This window comes from Luteimonas chenhongjianii, from assembly GCF_002327105.1.
In the GTDB taxonomy this organism is placed as follows: domain Bacteria; phylum Pseudomonadota; class Gammaproteobacteria; order Xanthomonadales; family Xanthomonadaceae; genus Luteimonas; species Luteimonas chenhongjianii.
The window spans coordinates 242,735-259,489 of the sequence record NZ_CP023406.1; the positions used below are offsets into that span (position 1 = coordinate 242,735).

The 16,755-nt window shown below is 68.3% G+C and carries 15 protein-coding genes; 13 read left to right on the forward strand and 2 right to left on the reverse strand.

What is annotated here, in order from left to right:
- Positions 1-72: 72 nt before the first annotated feature.
- Positions 73-822 carry a BON domain-containing protein gene (locus CNR27_RS15640; RefSeq protein WP_245815696.1) on the reverse strand — a complete coding sequence of 250 codons (750 nt, stop codon included), beginning with the start codon at positions 820-822 and terminating at the stop codon, positions 73-75.
- A 116-nt stretch (positions 823-938) separates the two neighbouring features.
- Between CNR27_RS15640 and CNR27_RS01055 the strand changes: the two genes are divergently transcribed.
- The 10 genes from CNR27_RS01055 (at position 939) to ilvD (ending at position 13,603) form a co-directional block, all read left to right on the forward strand.
- Entirely contained in the window at positions 939-2,042 is a 1,104-nt protein-coding gene (locus CNR27_RS01055) for a DNA topoisomerase IB (RefSeq protein WP_096296538.1), read from the forward strand.
- Between the two features lie 519 nt (positions 2,043-2,561).
- Complete coding sequence (gene ilvC / locus CNR27_RS01060; RefSeq protein ID WP_096296539.1) at positions 2,562-3,596, forward strand: ketol-acid reductoisomerase; 1,035 nt, start codon at positions 2,562-2,564, stop codon at positions 3,594-3,596.
- On the forward strand, positions 3,596-5,368 hold the full coding sequence (gene ilvG / locus CNR27_RS01065; RefSeq protein ID WP_096296540.1) for an acetolactate synthase 2 catalytic subunit: 1,773 nt from the start codon (positions 3,596-3,598) through the stop codon (positions 5,366-5,368). Before ilvC ends, ilvG begins: the two co-directional genes overlap by 1 nt.
- Positions 5,352-5,588, forward strand: a complete 237-nt coding sequence (locus tag CNR27_RS01070) for an ACT domain-containing protein (protein ID WP_096296541.1) — start codon at positions 5,352-5,354, stop codon at positions 5,586-5,588. The genes ilvG and CNR27_RS01070 overlap by 17 nt, the downstream gene beginning before the upstream one ends.
- Complete coding sequence (locus CNR27_RS01075) at positions 5,579-6,508, forward strand: aminotransferase class IV (protein ID WP_123832961.1); 930 nt, start codon at positions 5,579-5,581, stop codon at positions 6,506-6,508. The genes CNR27_RS01070 and CNR27_RS01075 overlap by 10 nt, the downstream gene beginning before the upstream one ends.
- 388 nt (positions 6,509-6,896) lie before the next feature.
- Positions 6,897-8,435, forward strand: coding sequence for a 2-isopropylmalate synthase (locus tag CNR27_RS01080; protein WP_096296543.1), 1,539 nt, complete (start codon positions 6,897-6,899; stop codon positions 8,433-8,435).
- Positions 8,436-8,543: 108 nt separating this feature from the next.
- Positions 8,544-9,971 (forward strand): 3-isopropylmalate dehydratase large subunit, encoded by a 1,428-nt coding sequence (gene leuC, locus CNR27_RS01085; RefSeq protein ID WP_096296544.1) that lies wholly within the window; start codon positions 8,544-8,546, stop codon positions 9,969-9,971.
- A complete protein-coding gene (leuD, locus tag CNR27_RS01090; RefSeq protein WP_096296545.1) occupies positions 9,971-10,564 on the forward strand; it encodes a 3-isopropylmalate dehydratase small subunit in 594 nt (197 codons plus the stop codon). The genes leuC and leuD overlap by 1 nt, the downstream gene beginning before the upstream one ends.
- Entirely contained in the window at positions 10,554-11,678 is a 1,125-nt protein-coding gene (gene leuB, locus CNR27_RS01095; protein ID WP_096296546.1) for a 3-isopropylmalate dehydrogenase, read from the forward strand. Before leuD ends, leuB begins: the two co-directional genes overlap by 11 nt.
- 71 nt (positions 11,679-11,749) lie before the next feature.
- A complete protein-coding gene (ilvD, locus tag CNR27_RS01100) occupies positions 11,750-13,603 on the forward strand; it encodes a dihydroxy-acid dehydratase (RefSeq protein WP_096296547.1) in 1,854 nt (617 codons plus the stop codon).
- A 13-nt stretch (positions 13,604-13,616) separates the two neighbouring features.
- On the opposite strand, the gene CNR27_RS01105 is transcribed toward ilvD, so the two are convergent.
- Positions 13,617-14,645, reverse strand: a complete 1,029-nt coding sequence (locus tag CNR27_RS01105; protein ID WP_096296548.1) for an integron integrase — start codon at positions 14,643-14,645, stop codon at positions 13,617-13,619.
- A gap of 476 nt (positions 14,646-15,121) precedes the next feature.
- Here CNR27_RS01105 and CNR27_RS01115 point away from each other — a divergent pair, with 476 nt between their 5' ends.
- The 3 genes from CNR27_RS01115 (at position 15,122) to CNR27_RS15870 (ending at position 16,685) form a co-directional block, all read left to right on the forward strand.
- A complete protein-coding gene (locus tag CNR27_RS01115; protein ID WP_096296550.1) occupies positions 15,122-15,478 on the forward strand; it encodes a transposase in 357 nt (118 codons plus the stop codon).
- Positions 15,448-16,284, forward strand: a complete 837-nt coding sequence (locus tag CNR27_RS01120; protein ID WP_245815782.1) for an IS3 family transposase — start codon at positions 15,448-15,450, stop codon at positions 16,282-16,284. Before CNR27_RS01115 ends, CNR27_RS01120 begins: the two co-directional genes overlap by 31 nt.
- Before the next feature lie 95 nt (positions 16,285-16,379).
- Positions 16,380-16,685, forward strand: coding sequence for an antibiotic biosynthesis monooxygenase family protein (locus CNR27_RS15870; protein WP_096296552.1), 306 nt, complete (start codon positions 16,380-16,382; stop codon positions 16,683-16,685).
- The last annotated feature ends 70 nt before the right edge of the window (positions 16,686-16,755 follow it).

Genomic DNA, 16,755 nt, shown 5'->3' on the forward strand with positions numbered 1-16,755 from the left:
GGTCGCGCCGACCCCGCCGCGGGCAAAAAAAAGGCCTCCCGGCAGGGAGGCCTTTTCAACACACCAGGCGCGTCAGTTGTTGCCGGCGCTGCGGTTGCCGTTCTTGCCGACCTTCAGCTGGCTGGTATCGACGCGCTGCACACCTTCGATATCGCGCGCGATGGCAGTCGCCCGCTCGATCTGGCCGCGGTTGTCGACATCGCCCGACAGGCTGACGATCCCGTTGGCGGTCTCGACACTGATGTCGAGGCCAGACACGTCGCTGCTCGCGAGAAGATCGGCCTTCACCTTGGTGGTGATCCAGGTGTCGGAGACCGGCTGGTTGGATTCGGTGTTCGCCGCCACGGTGCGGTCCTTGCGATCGTTGTCCGCATTGCGGTCGCCGCGGTCCCTGTGGTCGTTGCGATCCGCTGCAGCGCCGGTGTTGCGGTCGCCATCGGCGTTCGTGGCGCGGCGATCGGCGGCGCGGTCGCGCGAGGCGTTGACGGCCAGCTGCTTGGTATCGACGGCGCGCACGCCTTCGATATCACGGGCGATCGCGGTTGCGCGATCGATCTGGTCGCGGCTGTCGACATCGCCCGACAGGCTTACCGTGCCGTTCGCCGTTTCCACGGTGATGTCGAGTCCGGACACGTCGCCGTCGGCAAGCAGAGCGGCCTTGACCTTGGTCGTGATCCAGGTGTCCGACATCGGCTGGTTGGATTCGGTCTGCGCGGCGGTGGTGCGGTCGGAACGATCGGCCTGCTGGGCCATTGCAGCGCCCGCGAACATCATCGAACCCGCAATCGCGGCGGCCAGAATGGTCTTGCGCATCGTCTTCATGGCGATACTCCTGATTGGGTGTGCAGCGAGTGTGGGAAGCGACTCGTGCCCGCGGGGTGAAGCGCGCAGCGTCCTGTTCACAATCCACTGATCGAGCGGTTGCTATCCAGCCGCTGATGAAATCCACGGCCGGCATGGCGGGCGCCCAGCCCGATCACCAGAATGTCCTCGCCGCGCGCGAGGCCGGACTGCGCTGGGTCTGCGACGACCAGCCGGGGCTCAGTCGCCATCGCGCCGGCAAGGGCTTCTGCTACCGCGATGCCGATGGCCGGGTCGTGCGCGATGGCGCCACGCTCGAGCGGGTGCGCAGGCTGGCGATTCCGCCGGCATATCGCGACGTCTGGATCTGCACGCTCGCCAACGGCCACCTGCAGGCCACGGCGCGCGATGCGCGCGGGCGCAAGCAGTACCGCTATCACCCAGACTGGAGCGAGGTGCGGGGGCACGGCAAGTTCGACCGCATCGTTGCCTTCGGCACCGCGCTGCCGCGACTGCGCCGTGCGCTGGGCCGTGACCTGAGGTTGCCGGATCTGCAGCGCGACAAGGTGCTGGCAATCGTCGTGTCGCTGATGGCGCAGACCTTCGTTCGTGTGGGCAACGACAGCTACACCCGCAGTAACGGCTCATACGGCCTGACCACATTGCGCAACCGTCATTTCAAGCCGCTCGGCGCAGGTCGTGCACTGCTGCGGTTCCGCGGCAAGAGCGGCCAGGAACAGGAGATCGAACTCGACGACGCGAAACTGACCGCGCTGGTACGCAAGGTGCAGCAGCTGCCCGGGCAATCGCTGTTCCAGTACATCGGGGATGACGGAGAACGGCACGGCATCGATTCGGGCATGGTCAACGACTACCTGCGCGAGACGATGGGTGGCGCGTTCACGGCCAAGGACTTCCGCACCTGGGGCGGCACGCTGATGGCATTCCGGCGCTTCGCTTCAATGCCCCTGCCGGAAGACGGCAACGGCGGCGCGCCGAGCGAGCGCGCGCTGGCCACCCAGGAGAAGATCGTGATCGCCGACGTCGCCGATGCACTCGGCAACACGGTCGCGGTCTGTCGCAAGGCCTACATCGATCCGGTGCTGTACGCGGCCTGGCGCGACGGCGGCCTGCAGCGCGCTGCAGGCAATGCGCGCGGCGAACGCCAGTGGGAAGCCGCGGCGCTGAAGCTGTTGCGGCAGCGGCACCGCAGGCGCCCAGCGAAATCGTTGTCAAAGTAACTGTTGACGCACTGCGCGAGCCCGTGCTTTTCTCGACCCATGACGCAGCGCAGCAGCCACCCGCAGACCGCAATTTCCGCCCGCCCTGGCGCGCGTGACACGCGCCTGCCGCTCGCGCTCACCTCGGCCCTTCTCCTTCTCGTACTCCTTATTACCGTCCAGTCCGGCGCGGGGATGGGGTTCGTGTAGCGAATACGAAACCCAAGGTCGAAAGAACCTGAACCCCGTGCCGAGAGGCACGGGGTTTTTGTTTGCCCGGCCCTCGCAAGACCGCACCGAACGCGAGCCCGCCATGTCCGCCAGCCACTGCCCCGATCACGCCACCCACCGGACCCGCCTTCGAGCGCGGCATTGCGCCGGCCGCGAATGCGCGCGCCAGCGGGGGCTCCGCCAACGCCTCGCCTTCACCAGCCGGACGAAGCCGGACATCGCGATCGCCCGCCAGCGAGCCGCAGCTCCCACCGCAGCGGATCGCCTGCAACAGCGCCTCTTCCCACCCCTGATCGGACATCAACGCCCATGACCAGCAACGGCAAACCCTCCATCGCCATCGTCGGCTACGGCAGCCAGGGCCGCGCGCATGCGCTGAACCTGCGTGACTCCGGCTTCGACGTCACCGTGGGGCTGCGGCCCGGCGGACCGACCGACCACAAGGCCAGGGCCGACGGCTTCGTTCCGAGACCGCCGGCAGATGCGGTCGCCGCCGCCGACCTGGTCGCCGTGCTCACCCCCGACATGGTGCAGCGGCAGTTGTATGCGGACGTGCTGGCCCCGCACATGAAACAGGGCGCCTGCCTGCTGTTCGCGCACGGCCTCAATGTGCACTTCGACATGATCGCCCCGCGCGCGGACCTGGACGTGGTGCTGGTCGCGCCCAAGGGCCCCGGCGCACTGGTACGCCGCGAATACGAGATCGGCCGCGGCGTACCTTGCATCTATGCCGTGCACCAGGATCCCACTGGCCGGGCCGAGCAGCTGGCACTGGTCTATGCCACGGGCCTTGGCGGCGCGCGCGCCAACATCATCAGGACCACGTTCAAGGAAGAGACCGAGACCGATCTGTTCGGCGAGCAGGCGGTGTTGTGCGGCGGTGCGTCGTCGCTTGTGCAGGCCGGGTTCGAGACGCTGGTCGAGGCCGGCTACCAACCCGAGATCGCGTATTACGAAGTGCTGCACGAACTGAAGCTGATCGTCGACCTGTTCTACGAGGGCGGCATCACCCGGATGCTGGAGTTCGTGTCCGAGACCGCGCAGTACGGCGACTACGTCAGTGGTCCGCGGATCATCGACGCCAGCGTCAAGGCGCGCATGAAGGAGGTGCTGAGCGACATCCAGGACGGCACCTTCACCCGCAACTGGGTCGCCGAGCATGCAGCCGGCCTGCCGAACTACCGGCGCCTGCGGCAGGCGGATCTGGACCATCCGATCGAGCAGGTCGGCCGGGCGCTCCGGGAGAAGATGGTGTGGCTGCAGGACGCGTCCGGCGCTGCTGCGACAAGGCCGGCAGCGCAGGCGCACACCCCCGCCGAAGACCTGCGGCCAGAGGCCGCCTGATGAACGGCGCCCGCTGGCTGGTGCACGCGCTGGAAGCCGAGGGGGTCGGGACGATCTTCGGCTATCCGGGCGGCGCGATCATGCCGTTCTACGACGCGCTGCACGGCGCGGCGCTCAGGCACGTGCTGGTTCGCCACGAGCAGGGCGCGGCGTTCGCAGCGAACGGCTTCGCGCGAGCCGGCGGGCGCGTCGGTGTCTGCGTGGCGACCTCCGGCCCGGGCGCCGCGAACCTGATCACCGGCATTGCCGATGCGATGCTCGATTCGGTACCGATGGTGATCATCACCGGCCAGGTGGCAACGCCGCTGATGGGCACGGACGCCTTCCAGGAGCTCGACGTGTTCGGCATGACCCTGCCGATCGTCAAGCACAGCTTTCTCGTGCGCCATGTCGACCAACTGCCCGACGTTGTCGCCGAAGCATTCCGCCTCGCGCGCTCCGGGCGTCCAGGTCCGGTGCTGATCGATCTGCCCAAGGACGTGCAGACCGGCGATGCCACGCACCTGCGCGCGCACGTGCCCGGGCAGGTGGACACGATGCCGCCCTGCGCGGACCACGCCCTGCATCAGGCCGCCGCGCTGATCTCCCAGGCTCAGCGGCCGGTGGTCTACGGCGGCGGCGGCATCATCCTGGGCGATGCGCTGGAGGCATTCCGCGAGTTCGCCGATCTGACCCGGATCCCGACCGTGCTGACGCTGCGCGCACTGGGCGCGCTCCCGTCGGCGCATCCGGCGAATCTGGGCATGCTGGGCATGCACGGCACACGCGCGGCGAACCTGGCGGTGCAGGAATCGGATCTGCTGATCGTCGTCGGGGCGCGCTTCGACGATCGGGCGACCGGCAAGCTGGCCGAATTCGCACCGCTGGCGCGCATCGTGCATCTGGATGGCGACGGCTGCGAGGTCGGCAAGCTGCGCGCGGCGGATGTGCCGGTGTGCGGCGACCTGACGACGAGCCTGTCGCGCCTGGGCGCACCTTGCGCGGCGCAGATGCGGGGCCGGCACGCCGCGGCGCGCAGCGCGTGGTGCGAGCTGTGCGCGCAGCGCCGCGAAACCTTCGCCGCGCGCTACGACGCGCCGGGCGACAAGGTCTTTGCCCCGGCGCTGCTCAAGCGCATGAGCGAGCTGGCACCCGACGCGACCGTCGCCTGCGATGTCGGCCAGCACCAGATGTGGGTCGCGCAGCACTGGCGCTTCGACCATCCGCGCAAACACCTCACCAGCGGCGCGCTCGGCGCGATGGGCTTCGGCCTGCCGGCTGCGATCGGCGCGCAGATCGAAGACCCGTCGCGGCGCGTGATCTGCGTCAGCGGCGACGGTTCGTTCCTGATGAACGTGCAGGAGCTGGCCACGCTGAAGCGTTACGGCGTGCCGGTGAAGATCATCCTGCTCGACAACCAGGCGCTGGGCATGGTGCGCCAGTGGCAGGAGCTGTTCTTCCAGCGCCGCTATTCGGAAGTGGACCTGTCCGACAACCCGGACTTTGCCGAGGTCGCGCGCGCATTCGGCATCCAGGCGCTCTCGGTAGACAAGGCTGCCGATGTCGAGTCCGCACTGCTCGCGTTGCTTGCAGCCGACGGCCCGGCCCTGCTGCACGTCGCCATCGACACCGCCGCCAACGTCTGGCCGCTGGTACCGCCCAACCACAACAACGCGCAGATGCTCGATGCCGACGAAATCACTTCGCTCGATGTCGGCACATCCGTCGCGCCTGTATCCGAACCCGTAGTCACCACGCCATCCGAGGAGTCGAGCCATGCATTACCAGTGTGAGATGACCCTGCGCCGCGCCGAAGGCGCGCTGGTGCGCGTGCTCGGCACGACCGAGCGCCGCGGCTTCCGCCCGGTCTCGTTCGAGGGCGACACGCACGGTCACAGCGAGCACTGGAAGCTGCGCATGACCGTCGAGGGCGACCGCCCCGCGGGCAGCTTGCAGGGCCAGCTGGCCAAGCTCTACGACTGCGTCTCGGTGGAGGTGTCGCAGTGTCGTTGAACGCCACTGCCGAAGCTGCGCAGGCGCCGCCGCCATCGATCGCGGAGCCGGCGGTACCCGCGCGTCCACAGGTCTGGTTCGACGGCGTGCTGTGCGATATCGATGCGCTGCAGGCCGGCCTGACCACGCATGCGATGCACTACGGCAGCGGCGTGTTCGAAGGCATCCGCAGCTACGCGACCGCCGATGGCGCCGCGGTGTTCCGCCTGCCCGAGCACATGGCGCGCATGCGCGAAGGCGCGGCGCTGCTGGGCATGCGCTTCGATCCCGCGCAGGCCACCGACGCGGTACTGGCAACGCTGCGCGCCAACCGGCATCGCGATGCGTATATCCGCCCGTTGACGTGGTTCGGCGAAGGCGGCTTCGGCCTGGATGTCGAGGGCCACGCCGAACACCTGATGGTCGCGACCACCTCGACCCGGGTGCACCTTGGCGGCACCCGCGCGCGACTGGGCATCAGCACGTGGCGGCGCAATCCCGCCGACTCGCTGCCGCCGCTGAAGCTGTGCGGCGCCTACGTCAACTCCATCCTGGCCAAGCGCGAGAGCAGGTCGCGTGGATTCGACGAGGCGCTGTTCACCGATGCCGACGGCTTCGTCGTCGAATGCACGGGCGCCAACGTCTTCATCGTCAGGGCAGGCCGCGTCACCGCGGTCCAGCACCGCGACGCGCTGCCCGGCATCACCCGCGACACCCTCATCCGCCTGAGCGGCGCGGAGTCGCGCACAGTCACCCTCGAGGAGCTGTTCGACGCCGACGAAGTGTTCGCCTGTGGCACCGCCGCCGAAGTCGCGCCGGTGCACGGCGTCGAAGGTCGCAGCTATGGCGACAACCCGGTGACCCGCGAACTGGCCGCGTTGTATGCGCGCGTCGTACGCGGTGAAGCCGAGGCTGCGCGCGGCTGGCTGACGGCGGTCTGAGCATGAGCCGATCCGACGCAGGCCATGCCCCGCAAACGAATGCCGGTGATGCGCCGGCCGGGCGTTTGCGGCTGCGCCAGCTGGCCGCAGGCCGCGCCGGCGGCAGGCGCAGGATCGCGTTCGGCAACCCTGGCGCAGGCTTGCTGACGTGGCTTCGGTCGAACGTGCATCCAGGCCCACTGCAGTGGCCGCGTCGCTCCCCGCGCGCCACCGCGGCCGGGACGGCGGCACTCGCGCCGCTCGCGTCCGCCGCGCGCGCGGCGACCCCGCGACGCCGCAACGACCTCGCTGCACGCGCGCCGCCCGGGGGCGGCGAACCGCGACTTCGACCCGCGCCTTGTCCCCGCGCCGCATGCCCGCCACACGCACTTTCCAGGGAACTCCCCGCATGACCGCTTCCGACACCATCCGGATTTTCGACACCACCCTGCGCGACGGCGAACAGTCGCCCGGCTGCAGCATGACGCCGCAGCAGAAGGTGGTGATGGCGCGTGCGCTTGACGCCCTGGGCGTCGACATCATCGAGACCGGCTTTCCCGCCAGTTCCGAATCCGATCGCGAGGCCGCACGCCTGATCGCGCGCGAGGTTCGCCGGCCGACACTGGCGGTCCTGTCGCGTTGCCTGCCGGCCGACATCGAAGCGTCGGCGCGGGTACTGGACGGCACCGCGAATCCACGCCTGCACGTCTTCATCTCGACCAGCCCGCTGCACCGCGAGCACAAGCTGCGCATGAGCCGTCAGCAGGTGCTGGACATGACCGCGGCGAGCGTGGCCCATGCACGGCGCCTGATCGGCGATGTCGAGTTCTCGGCCGAAGATGCCACCCGCACCGAAGACGACTTCCTGGGCGAGGTGATCGGCGTTGCGATCGCCAACGGTGCCACCACGATCAACGTGCCCGACACGCTGGGTTACGCGACGCCGGAGGAAACCAGGGCACTGTTCGCGCGCCTGATCGGAACGATTCCCGGCGCGCGCGAGGTGATCTTCAGTGCGCATTGCCACAACGATCTGGGTCTGGCGGTCGCCAACTCGCTGGCAGCCATCGAGGGCGGCGCGCGCCAGGTGGAATGCACGGTCAACGGCATCGGCGAGCGTGCCGGCAACTGCGCGGTCGAGGAGCTGGCGATGGCGCTGAAGGTCCGCAACGCGTTCTACAACCTGGACACACGGATCGACACGCGCCGCCTGGTCCCGACCTCGCAGCTGCTGCGTCGCCTGACTGGCATGGCCATCCAGCGCAACAAGGCCATCGTCGGCGAGAACGCGTTCGCGCACGAATCGGGCATCCACCAGCACGGCATGCTGCGCCACCGCGGCACCTACGAAATCATGAATCCGGCCGATGTGGGCTGGCCGGATTCGAAGCTGGTGCTGGGCCGCCACAGTGGCCGCGCCGCGGTAGGCCATCGCATCCGCGCGCTCGGCCACACGCTGGACGAGCCGCAGCTGGAACAGGTCTTCGCCGCGTTCAAGGCGCTGTGCGAGCGCCAGCGCGTGGTCGATGACAACGATCTGGAGGCACTGCTGCACGGCGACGTGCACGGGCGGGGCTGGCGGCTGGCCTCGATGACCGTCAGCGACCGCGGCCAGCGCGCCAGCGCCCAGGTCGAGCTGTCCGATCCGGAAGGCGGCAAGGTCACCGAAAGCGCGCTTGGCGATGGCCCGGTCGATGCGCTGTTCGCCGCACTGGCCGCCGCGACCGGGGTCGAACTGGCCCTGGAAAGCTACCAGGTGCACAGCGTCGGCGTGGGCCGCGATGCGCGCGGCGAGGCCAGTGTCAGCCTGCGCCACGGCGACGACGTCCACGAGGGTTCCGGCACCAGCCGCGACATCATCGAGGCCAGCGCGCTGGCGTGGCTCGATGTCGCGAACCGCATCCTGCACCGTCCGCGCGCCGCGGCGCCGCAGGCCGCGCATGCCTGACCGGTCCATCTCCCGCGGGGCGCCCGCAGGCGCTCGTAGCGCCCCGACTGCCCGCGTCTTCTCGCGCGTCCGCGCGCGCCACTCCGAATCAAGCATCAAGAGCCCGCAATGACCGCCAGCACGCCACGCACCCTGTTCGACAAACTGTGGGACGCCCACATCGTGACTCCCGAGACCGAGGCCGCGCCCGCGGTGCTGTACATCGACCTGCACCTGATCCACGAGGTCACCTCGCCGCAGGCCTTCACCGAGCTGCGCGCGCGCGGCCTCAGGCCGCACCGCCCGGAGCGCACCAAGGCGACGATGGACCACTCCACGCCGACGCTCCCCCGCGATGCGCAAGGCAATCCGCGCTACGCAAGCGATGCCGCACGCGCCCAGGTCGAGATGCTCGCGGCGAACTGCGCGGAGTTCGCCATCGAGCTGTTCGACATGGACTCCGACCAGCGCGGCATCGTGCATGTCGTCGCACCCGAGCAGGGCTTCACCCTGCCCGGCATGACCATTGTCTGCGGCGACAGTCACACCTCCACGCACGGCGCGTTCGGCGCGCTGGCGTTCGGCATCGGCACCAGCGAAGTGGGCAACGTGCTGGCGACGCAATGCCTGCTGCAGCGCAGGCCCAGGACCATGTCGATCACCATCGACGGTGCGCTTGCGCCTGGCGTCGGCGCCAAGGACGTGATCCTGCATGCGATCGGAGTCATCGGCGTCAACGGCGGTACCGGCCACGTGATCGAGTACCGCGGCTCCACCATCGAGGCGATGGACATGGAGCAGCGCATGACCCTGTGCAACATGTCGATCGAGGCCGGCGCGCGCGCCGGAATGGTCGCGCCCGACGACACCACGTTCGACTGGATCGCGCGCACCCCGCGCGGGCCAAAGGGCGCCGATCTCGACGCTGCGCTCGCCCGCTGGCGACAGCTGCGCAGCGATGAAGGCGCGCACTTCGATGTGGAGATCCGAATCAATGCCGCGGACATCCGTCCGACGCTCACCTGGGGCACCCACCCGGGTACCGCGATCGGCGTCGACGTGCCGGTGCCGGTCGCAACCGATGCCGCCGAACAGAAAGGCCAGGACTACATGCGCGTCATCGCCGGCCAGTCGCTGGCCGGCATGCCGGTCGACGTGGTGTTCGTCGGCTCCTGCACCAACGGCCGCCTGCGCGACATGCGCGAGGTCGCCGAGGTGCTGCGCGGTCAGCGCGTCGCGGCCGGCGTGCGCATGCTGGTCGTGCCGGGCTCGGAGATCGTCAAGCGCGAGGCCGAGGCCGAAGGCATCGACAGGATCGTCCGCGATGCCGGCGCCGAATGGCGCGAGCCGGGCTGCTCGATGTGCATCGCCATGAACGGCGATCTGGTTGCGCCCGGCCAGCTGGCGGTGAGCACCAGCAACCGCAATTTCGAAGGCCGTCAGGGCCCCGGCGCACGCACGCTGCTGGCCTCGCCGGCGACGGCTGCGTGGGCCGCGGTGCGCGGCGTCGTGGCCGACCCACGCGAACGCTTCGTCGACCGGCGGGAGGTGGCCTGATGTCCACCGCCCACGTTTCGGAATTCCCGGTCCGCTCGGCCAGCGTGGTGCTGCCGCAGACCAACATCGACACCGACCAGATCATTCCCGCGCGCTTTCTTTCGACGACCGAGCGCAAGGGGCTCGGCCGCTATGCGTTCAACGACTGGCGCTGGCGCGAGGATGGCAGCGCCCGTCCGGACTTCGCCTTCAACCAGGCGCACAACGCCGGACGCTCGGTGCTGCTGGCGGGCCGGAATTTCGGCTGCGGCTCATCGCGCGAGCATGCGCCGTGGGCGCTGCGTGATCTGGGCCTGCGGGTCGTGGTCAGCAGCGAGATCGCCGACATCTTCCGGGGCAACGCATTGAAGAACGGCCTGCTGCCGGTCGTGCTGCCCGAGCACGTGGTGCAGGACCTGATGACGCGACCCGACGACGTGCTGACCGTCGACATCATCGCGTGCGAACTGCGAACACCGGACGGCAGCGTCCATGCATTCGCGCTCGATGCGTTCGCGCGGACCTGCCTGCTCGAAGGCGTCGACGAAATGGGCTTCCTGCTTGCGCGCAGGGCCGACATCCGCAATTACGAGGACACCCACCATGCACGCTGACATCGTCGTTCTGCCCGGAGACGGGATCGGCCCCGAGGTGGCCGCCGCCGCGGTCGACGTGCTGCAGGCGGTGGCGACGCGCTTCGGCCATCGCTTCTCCCTGCACGAGCACCTCATCGGCGGGGCCGCGATCGACGCCACCGGCACGCCGCTACCCGACGCCACGCTGGCCGCGGCGCGCGCTGCCGACGCGGTTCTGCTGGGCGCGGTGGGTGGCCCGAAGTGGTCTGATCCCAATGCCAGCGTGCGCCCGGAACAGGGCCTGCTGGCGATCCGCAAGGCTCTGGGGCTGTATGCGAACCTGCGCCCCACCAAGCCGCATCCGGCCGCGCTCGGCGCCTCGCCGATCAAGCCGCATCTGCTCGCCGGCGTGGACCTGCTGGTGGTGCGCGAGCTGACCGGCGGCATCTACTTCGGTGACAAGACCCGCGATGCCGACACCGCCAGCGACCTGTGCCGCTACAGCGTGCACGAGATCGAACGTGTAGTGCGCCGCGCCTGCCTGCTCGCACGCGATCGACGTGGCCATGTGATCTCGGTCGACAAGGCCAACGTGCTCGAGACCTCGCGGCTGTGGCGCGATGTCGCCAGCCGCATCGCACGCGACGAGTTCCCCGACATCACCCTCGAGCACCAGCTGGTGGATTCGATGGCGATGCACCTGCTGTCGAAGCCGCGTGCGTTCGATGTCATCGTGACCGAGAACATGTTCGGCGACATCCTGACCGACGAGGCTTCGATGCTGGCCGGCTCACTGGGTCTGCTGCCTTCGGCCTCGCTCGGCGATGACGCGATGCCCGGCGCCGGCTCCACTGCGTCGGGGCGTGCCCGAGGCATCTTCGAGCCGATCCACGGCTCGGCGCCCGACATCGCCGGCCGAGGCATCGCCAATCCCTACGGCGCGATCCTCAGCGCCGCGCTGTTGCTGCGTCATTCGCTCGACCTGGCGCGCGAAGCGGCCTGTATCGAGGCCGCCGTGGACGGCGCGCTCGCGGCGGGCGTGTTCACTGCGGACCTGGCGCAAACCGGCGCGGCAGTTTCGACCCGCGAGGCCACGACGGCGGTGCTCTCGCGCATCGAGACCGCGTGCCAGGTCGCAGAACTGCGCGACTGACCAGACGGTGGCGGCAATGCCGCCCCGCCCTTCGAACCAGCGCCGGCACATCCGGCGCGCCAGGAACCGCGATGCCCGAGTACCGCTCCAGAACTTCCACCCACGGCCGCAACATGGCAGGCGCCCGCGCCCTGTGGCGCGCGACCGGCATGGGTGACGAGGACTTCCACAAGCCGATCATCGCGGTCGCCAACTCGTTCACCCAGTTCGTCCCGGGCCACGTGCACCTCAAGGACATGGGCCAGCTGGTGGCGCGCGAGATCGCGCGCGTGGGTGGCGTGGCCAGGGAGTTCAACACCATCGCCGTGGACGACGGCATCGCCATGGGCCATGACGGCATGCTGTATTCGCTGCCGAGCCGCGAGCTGATCGCCGACGCGGTGGAGTACATGGTCAATGCCCACTGCGCCGATGCGCTGGTGTGCATCTCCAACTGCGACAAGATCACCCCCGGCATGCTGATGGCCGCGTTGCGGCTCGACGTGCCGGTGGTGTTCGTGTCCGGCGGGCCGATGGAAGCCGGCAAGACGCGGCTCGCGGACGGCAGCGAGGACAGCCGCAAACTCGACCTCGTGGATGCGATGGTGATGGCGGCCGACCCGGCGGCGAGCGACGCCCAGGTCGCCGATGTAGAGCGCAGCGCCTGCCCGACCTGCGGCTCGTGCTCGGGCATGTTCACCGCGAACTCGATGAACTGCCTGACCGAGGTACTGGGGCTTGCGCTGCCCGGCAACGGCACCCTGCTGGCTACCCACGCCGATCGCGAGGAGCTTTTCCTGCGAGCGGGACGCACCATCGTCGAGCTGTGCCACCGCTGGTACGGCGCCGCGGACCCGAGTGCCCTGCCGCGCGGCATCGCAACGTTCGAGGCCTTCGAGAACGCGATGACACTGGACATCGCGATGGGCGGTTCGACCAACACCATCCTGCACCTGCTCGCCGCGGCGCAGGAAGCCGCGGTGGACTTCACGATGGCCGACATCGACCGGCTGTCGCGGCGCGTGCCGCAGCTGTGCAAGGTGGCGCCGAACTCGCCCGACTACCACGTCGAGGACGTGCACCGCGCCGGTGGCATACCCGCGATCCTCGGCGCGCTCGCGCGCGGCGGCCTGCTGCACACCGGGGTTGCCACGGTGCACGCCCCGACCCTGGGCGACGCGATCGCCCGGTGGGACATCGATGCGACCGACGACCCGGCCGTGCACACGTTCTTCCGCGCCGGCCCCGCCGGCATTCCCACCCAGACCGCCTTCAGCCAGGCGACGCGCTGGCCGTCGCTCGATGCCGACCGCGCCGGCGGCTGCATCCGCGACACCGGCCATGCCTACTCCCCCGAAGGCGGCCTGGCCGTACTGACCGGTAACCTCGCCCCGGATGGCTGCGTGGTGAAGACGGCAGGCGTGGACCCGTCGATCCACATGTTCGAAGGCCCCGCGCGGGTCTTCGAAAGCCAGGAGGACGCCGTGGCCGGCATCCTCGGCGACGTGGTGCAGCCGGGCGAGGTCGTCGTGATCCGCTACGAAGGCCCCAAGGGCGGTCCCGGCATGCAGGAAATGCTGTATCCGACCAGCTATCTGAAATCCAGAGGACTGGGCGCGCAGTGCGCACTGCTGACCGACGGGCGGTTCTCAGGTGGCACGTCAGGCCTGTCGATCGGGCATGTGTCGCCGGAAGCCGCTGCCGGCGGTGCAATCGCCCTGGTGCGCGATGGCGACCGCATCCGGATCGACATTCCCGCGCGCACGATCAGCTTGCTGGTGGACTCCGCGGAACTCGACGCACGCCGCGACGCGCAGCATGCCCGCGGCTGGAAGCCCGGGAACCCGCGCCCCCGCCGGGTGAGTACCGCGCTCAAGGCCTACGCACTGCTGGCCACGAGTGCCGACAAGGGCGCGGTACGCGATCGCGCCCTGCTCGGCGATTGAACAGGCGCACATCTCACGTGCCTGGCCAGGTTGCCGCGCCAGTGGGCAGCCGATCCAGCGGGCTCGCCACCGCGGATGCCCCGCGGCCCAGAACATGGGTATAGATCTGCGTCGTGGCGACATCCTTGTGCCCCAGCAGCTCCTGCACCGTGCGGATGTCGTAGCCGGCCTCCAGCAGATGGGTGGCAAACGAATGCCGCAGGGTGTGGCAGGTTGCCGGCTTGACGATGCCCGCGCGCAGGCGTGCAGCCTTCACCGCACGCTGCAAAACTTCCTCCGACACATGGTGGCGACCGGCGCGACCGGTGCGTGGATCGATGGATATACGCGCCGACGGGAACAGGTACTGCCAGCCCGGCTCGAGATCCGCGCCCGGATATTTACGCGCAAGCGCGTGCGGCAGATGGACACGCCCGCCCCCGCGCTCGCGATCGGCGGCATGCTGCAGGACTGCGCGGGCGCGCTGCCGCTCCAGCTCGGGCAGCAGGCTCGCGGGCAAGGGCACGCGCCGGTCCTTGCCGCCCTTGCCATCACGCACCACGATCTCGCCGCGCGCGGCATCCACATCCTTGATTCGCAACCGCAGGCACTCGAGCAGGCGCATGCCGCTGCCGTAGAGCAGGCCGCCCATCAGCCAGCATGGCCCCTCCAGCGCAGACAGCAGGCGCGCGACCTCCTCCTGCGACAACACCACCGGAATACGCCGCGGACGCTTGGCCCGCACCAGGCCCTCCATCCACGGCAGGTCGATATCCAGTACTTCGCGGTATAGAAACAGCAGCGCCGACAGCGCCTGGTTCTGGGTGCCTGCCGAGACCCGCCCCTGCGTTGCCAAGCCGCTCAGGAATGCCTCCACCTCGACCAGCCCCAGCCCCCGTGGATGGCGGCGACCGTTGGCCAGCACAAAGCGCCGGATCCACGCCACATAGGCCTGCTCGGTACGCAGGCTGTAGTGCCGCAGCCGCAAACGCGCCCGCACCTGATCCAGCAACCGGGGCGCCTGCGCGCCCGTTACACCCTCGTTTCCGCCGATGTAACTCATACGCCCGCTTTTTGGTCGGATAACGCAGGCAGCCTTACCCGCCATCACCGTCATGGCCATCCACTAAGCCGTTGATGCTCCGTCGGATTTCCCCTCTTCCCGCGCCAGCCCCCGTGCCCGATACTCGGTGCAACACCGCGTTTAGGCGGTCCAATAGTTGTTAGGCGGCAATGGCCCTATTCGCGAGACTCAACAAACAGGTCGTCCCGATCTGCCTCCGCACCCTAGGCTGGCTTGCCCTTGTGGCTCTGTTTCCTGCTGCGGTGTATGGGTACACGCAGGGAGCTTGGGTCGGAGTCAAGGTGTTTCTGATCATCGGCGTTGTGGCCGCGCTGGGCCTGCTGTGGGGCTTCTGGGGCAGTCTCTTTCCAAAAAAGTTGGGCGGCAGCTAGCTTGCCGCCTAACAAGTCATTCAAGCCGATGCGGTAGTTCCTTCGCTTTAGTGGACACCCTGACCTAACTGTCAGGAGCTTCCCATGCCAACACCAGGCCCCAGAACAACCTACCGTTACACCGACCAGTTCAAAGCCACAGCAGTGCGCCTGAGCGAGCTTCCCGGCGTCTCCGTCGCCGACGTTGCCGAGTCGCTTTACATCCACCCTTTCATGTTGTCTCGTTGGCGCAGGTTGGCCCGCGAGGGAGTGATCGTGACCAAGGGTACGGAGCTGGACAGGACAGTGGCCGCAGAGCTCAAGGCGCTGCGCGAAGTGAAGCGGAAGTACGAACGGCTACAGGTCGAGCATGACCTTTTAAAAAAAGCCATCGCGTTCACTTCGGCTCGAAAGCCGACGTCTTCGCCTTTATCGCGCACCACCAGGAAGCCTGCCCGGTGAGAACGATGTGCCGGCTCTACGGCGTCAGCGCATCCGGCTTCTATGCGTGGCAGCAGCGACCGCCAAGTCAGCGCGCTCAAGACGACGCGGTTCTGGTCGACCGGATCCGCGCTGTCCATGCACAGAGCCGCGAGACCTATGGCAGCCCACGCGTGCATGCAGCCCTGCGCCAGTCGGGCGAGTCAGTCGGCCGGCGCCGGATCGAGCGATTGATGCGGGAAACAGGCGTTCGCGCCTGCTCCGCACGCCAGTACCGCCGACGGCCGGGGCTTGCCCGTTTTCTCGCCAGCATCGAGAGCCGTGCGCACGCGGTGGATGCCAGCGCCATCGACAAGGTCTGGGTGGCCGACGTCACCTATCTCAAGGTGCGCGGCGAGTGGCGCTACCTCGCCACGATCATGGATCGCCACTCGCGGCGGCTGCTTGGCTGGGCGTTGGGCAAGGATCGAACGACGACGCTGACCTGCCGCGCACTTGCTGCGGCTCTGCGCACGCGTAAGCCCGCGCAGGGCACATTGTTCCATAGCGATCGCGGCATCGAGTTCATCGCTGGCGAATTCAAGCGCCAGTTACAGCGCGCAGGCTTCGCCCAGTCGGTCAACCGCCCCAAGCGCATGAACGACAACGCGCACATGGAGTCCTGGAACAAATCCATGAAGTCAGATCTGTATCACCGGCAGACCTTCGCCAGCGACCAGGACCTGCACGCTGCCATCCGCAGCTACGTCGACTTCTATAACCACCAGCGCCTACACTCGGCGCTGGGTTACACCGCACCCGCCGCGTACGAGCGCACATGCGCCTAACCAACGGGTGTCCACTTTATCGAAGGAAGTCCCCGCCGCTCCGCGGCGCGGCTTAACTCAAGTGTTAGGCCGCTATCGCACACTTCGGAGGATTCATGATTGCAAGAACTTGGCATGGCCGCGTTCCCTCTGAAAAAGCTGCCGCGTACCACGCGTATCTAGTACGCACAGGCCTCAATGACTACGCGTCCACGCCAGGGAACCAGGGTGTCCAAGTCCTACAGCGCACAGATGATGGTGTAACGCACTTCCTACTAATCACTTTTTGGGAATCGATGGATGCCATCCGCTCATTTGCCGGAGCCGACTGGGAGCGAGCGCGTTACTACCCGGAAGACGACGAATATCTGCTGGAGCGCGAACCATTTGTGACGCATTACGAGGTCCTCGCTAGGTCATGACGCGCCGCCTAACAATTCATTCAAGCCGAACGTCACAAGTGGCGTCGGCTTAATTCAGACGTTAGGCCGC

What these genes read in the sequence shown, in the direction of transcription:
- CNR27_RS15640 (WP_245815696.1), bottom strand. Translation starts at nt 822, where the DNA reads ATGAAGACGATGCGCAAGACCATTCTGGCCGCCGCGATTGCGGGTTCG.
- CNR27_RS01055 (WP_096296538.1), top strand. Translation starts at nt 939, where the DNA reads ATGAAATCCACGGCCGGCATGGCGGGCGCCCAGCCCGATCACCAGAAT.
- ilvC (WP_096296539.1), top strand. Translation starts at nt 2,562, where the DNA reads ATGACCAGCAACGGCAAACCCTCCATCGCCATCGTCGGCTACGGCAGC.
- ilvG (WP_096296540.1), top strand. Translation starts at nt 3,596, where the DNA reads ATGAACGGCGCCCGCTGGCTGGTGCACGCGCTGGAAGCCGAGGGGGTC.
- CNR27_RS01070 (WP_096296541.1), top strand. Translation starts at nt 5,352, where the DNA reads ATGCATTACCAGTGTGAGATGACCCTGCGCCGCGCCGAAGGCGCGCTG.
- CNR27_RS01080 (WP_096296543.1), top strand. Translation starts at nt 6,897, where the DNA reads ATGACCGCTTCCGACACCATCCGGATTTTCGACACCACCCTGCGCGAC.
- leuC (WP_096296544.1), top strand. Translation starts at nt 8,544, where the DNA reads ATGACCGCCAGCACGCCACGCACCCTGTTCGACAAACTGTGGGACGCC.
- leuD (WP_096296545.1), top strand. Translation starts at nt 9,971, where the DNA reads ATGTCCACCGCCCACGTTTCGGAATTCCCGGTCCGCTCGGCCAGCGTG.
- leuB (WP_096296546.1), top strand. Translation starts at nt 10,554, where the DNA reads ATGCACGCTGACATCGTCGTTCTGCCCGGAGACGGGATCGGCCCCGAG.
- ilvD (WP_096296547.1), top strand. Translation starts at nt 11,750, where the DNA reads ATGCCCGAGTACCGCTCCAGAACTTCCACCCACGGCCGCAACATGGCA.
- CNR27_RS01105 (WP_096296548.1), bottom strand. Translation starts at nt 14,645, where the DNA reads ATGAGTTACATCGGCGGAAACGAGGGTGTAACGGGCGCGCAGGCGCCC.
- CNR27_RS01115 (WP_096296550.1), top strand. Translation starts at nt 15,122, where the DNA reads ATGCCAACACCAGGCCCCAGAACAACCTACCGTTACACCGACCAGTTC.
- CNR27_RS15870 (WP_096296552.1), top strand. Translation starts at nt 16,380, where the DNA reads ATGATTGCAAGAACTTGGCATGGCCGCGTTCCCTCTGAAAAAGCTGCC.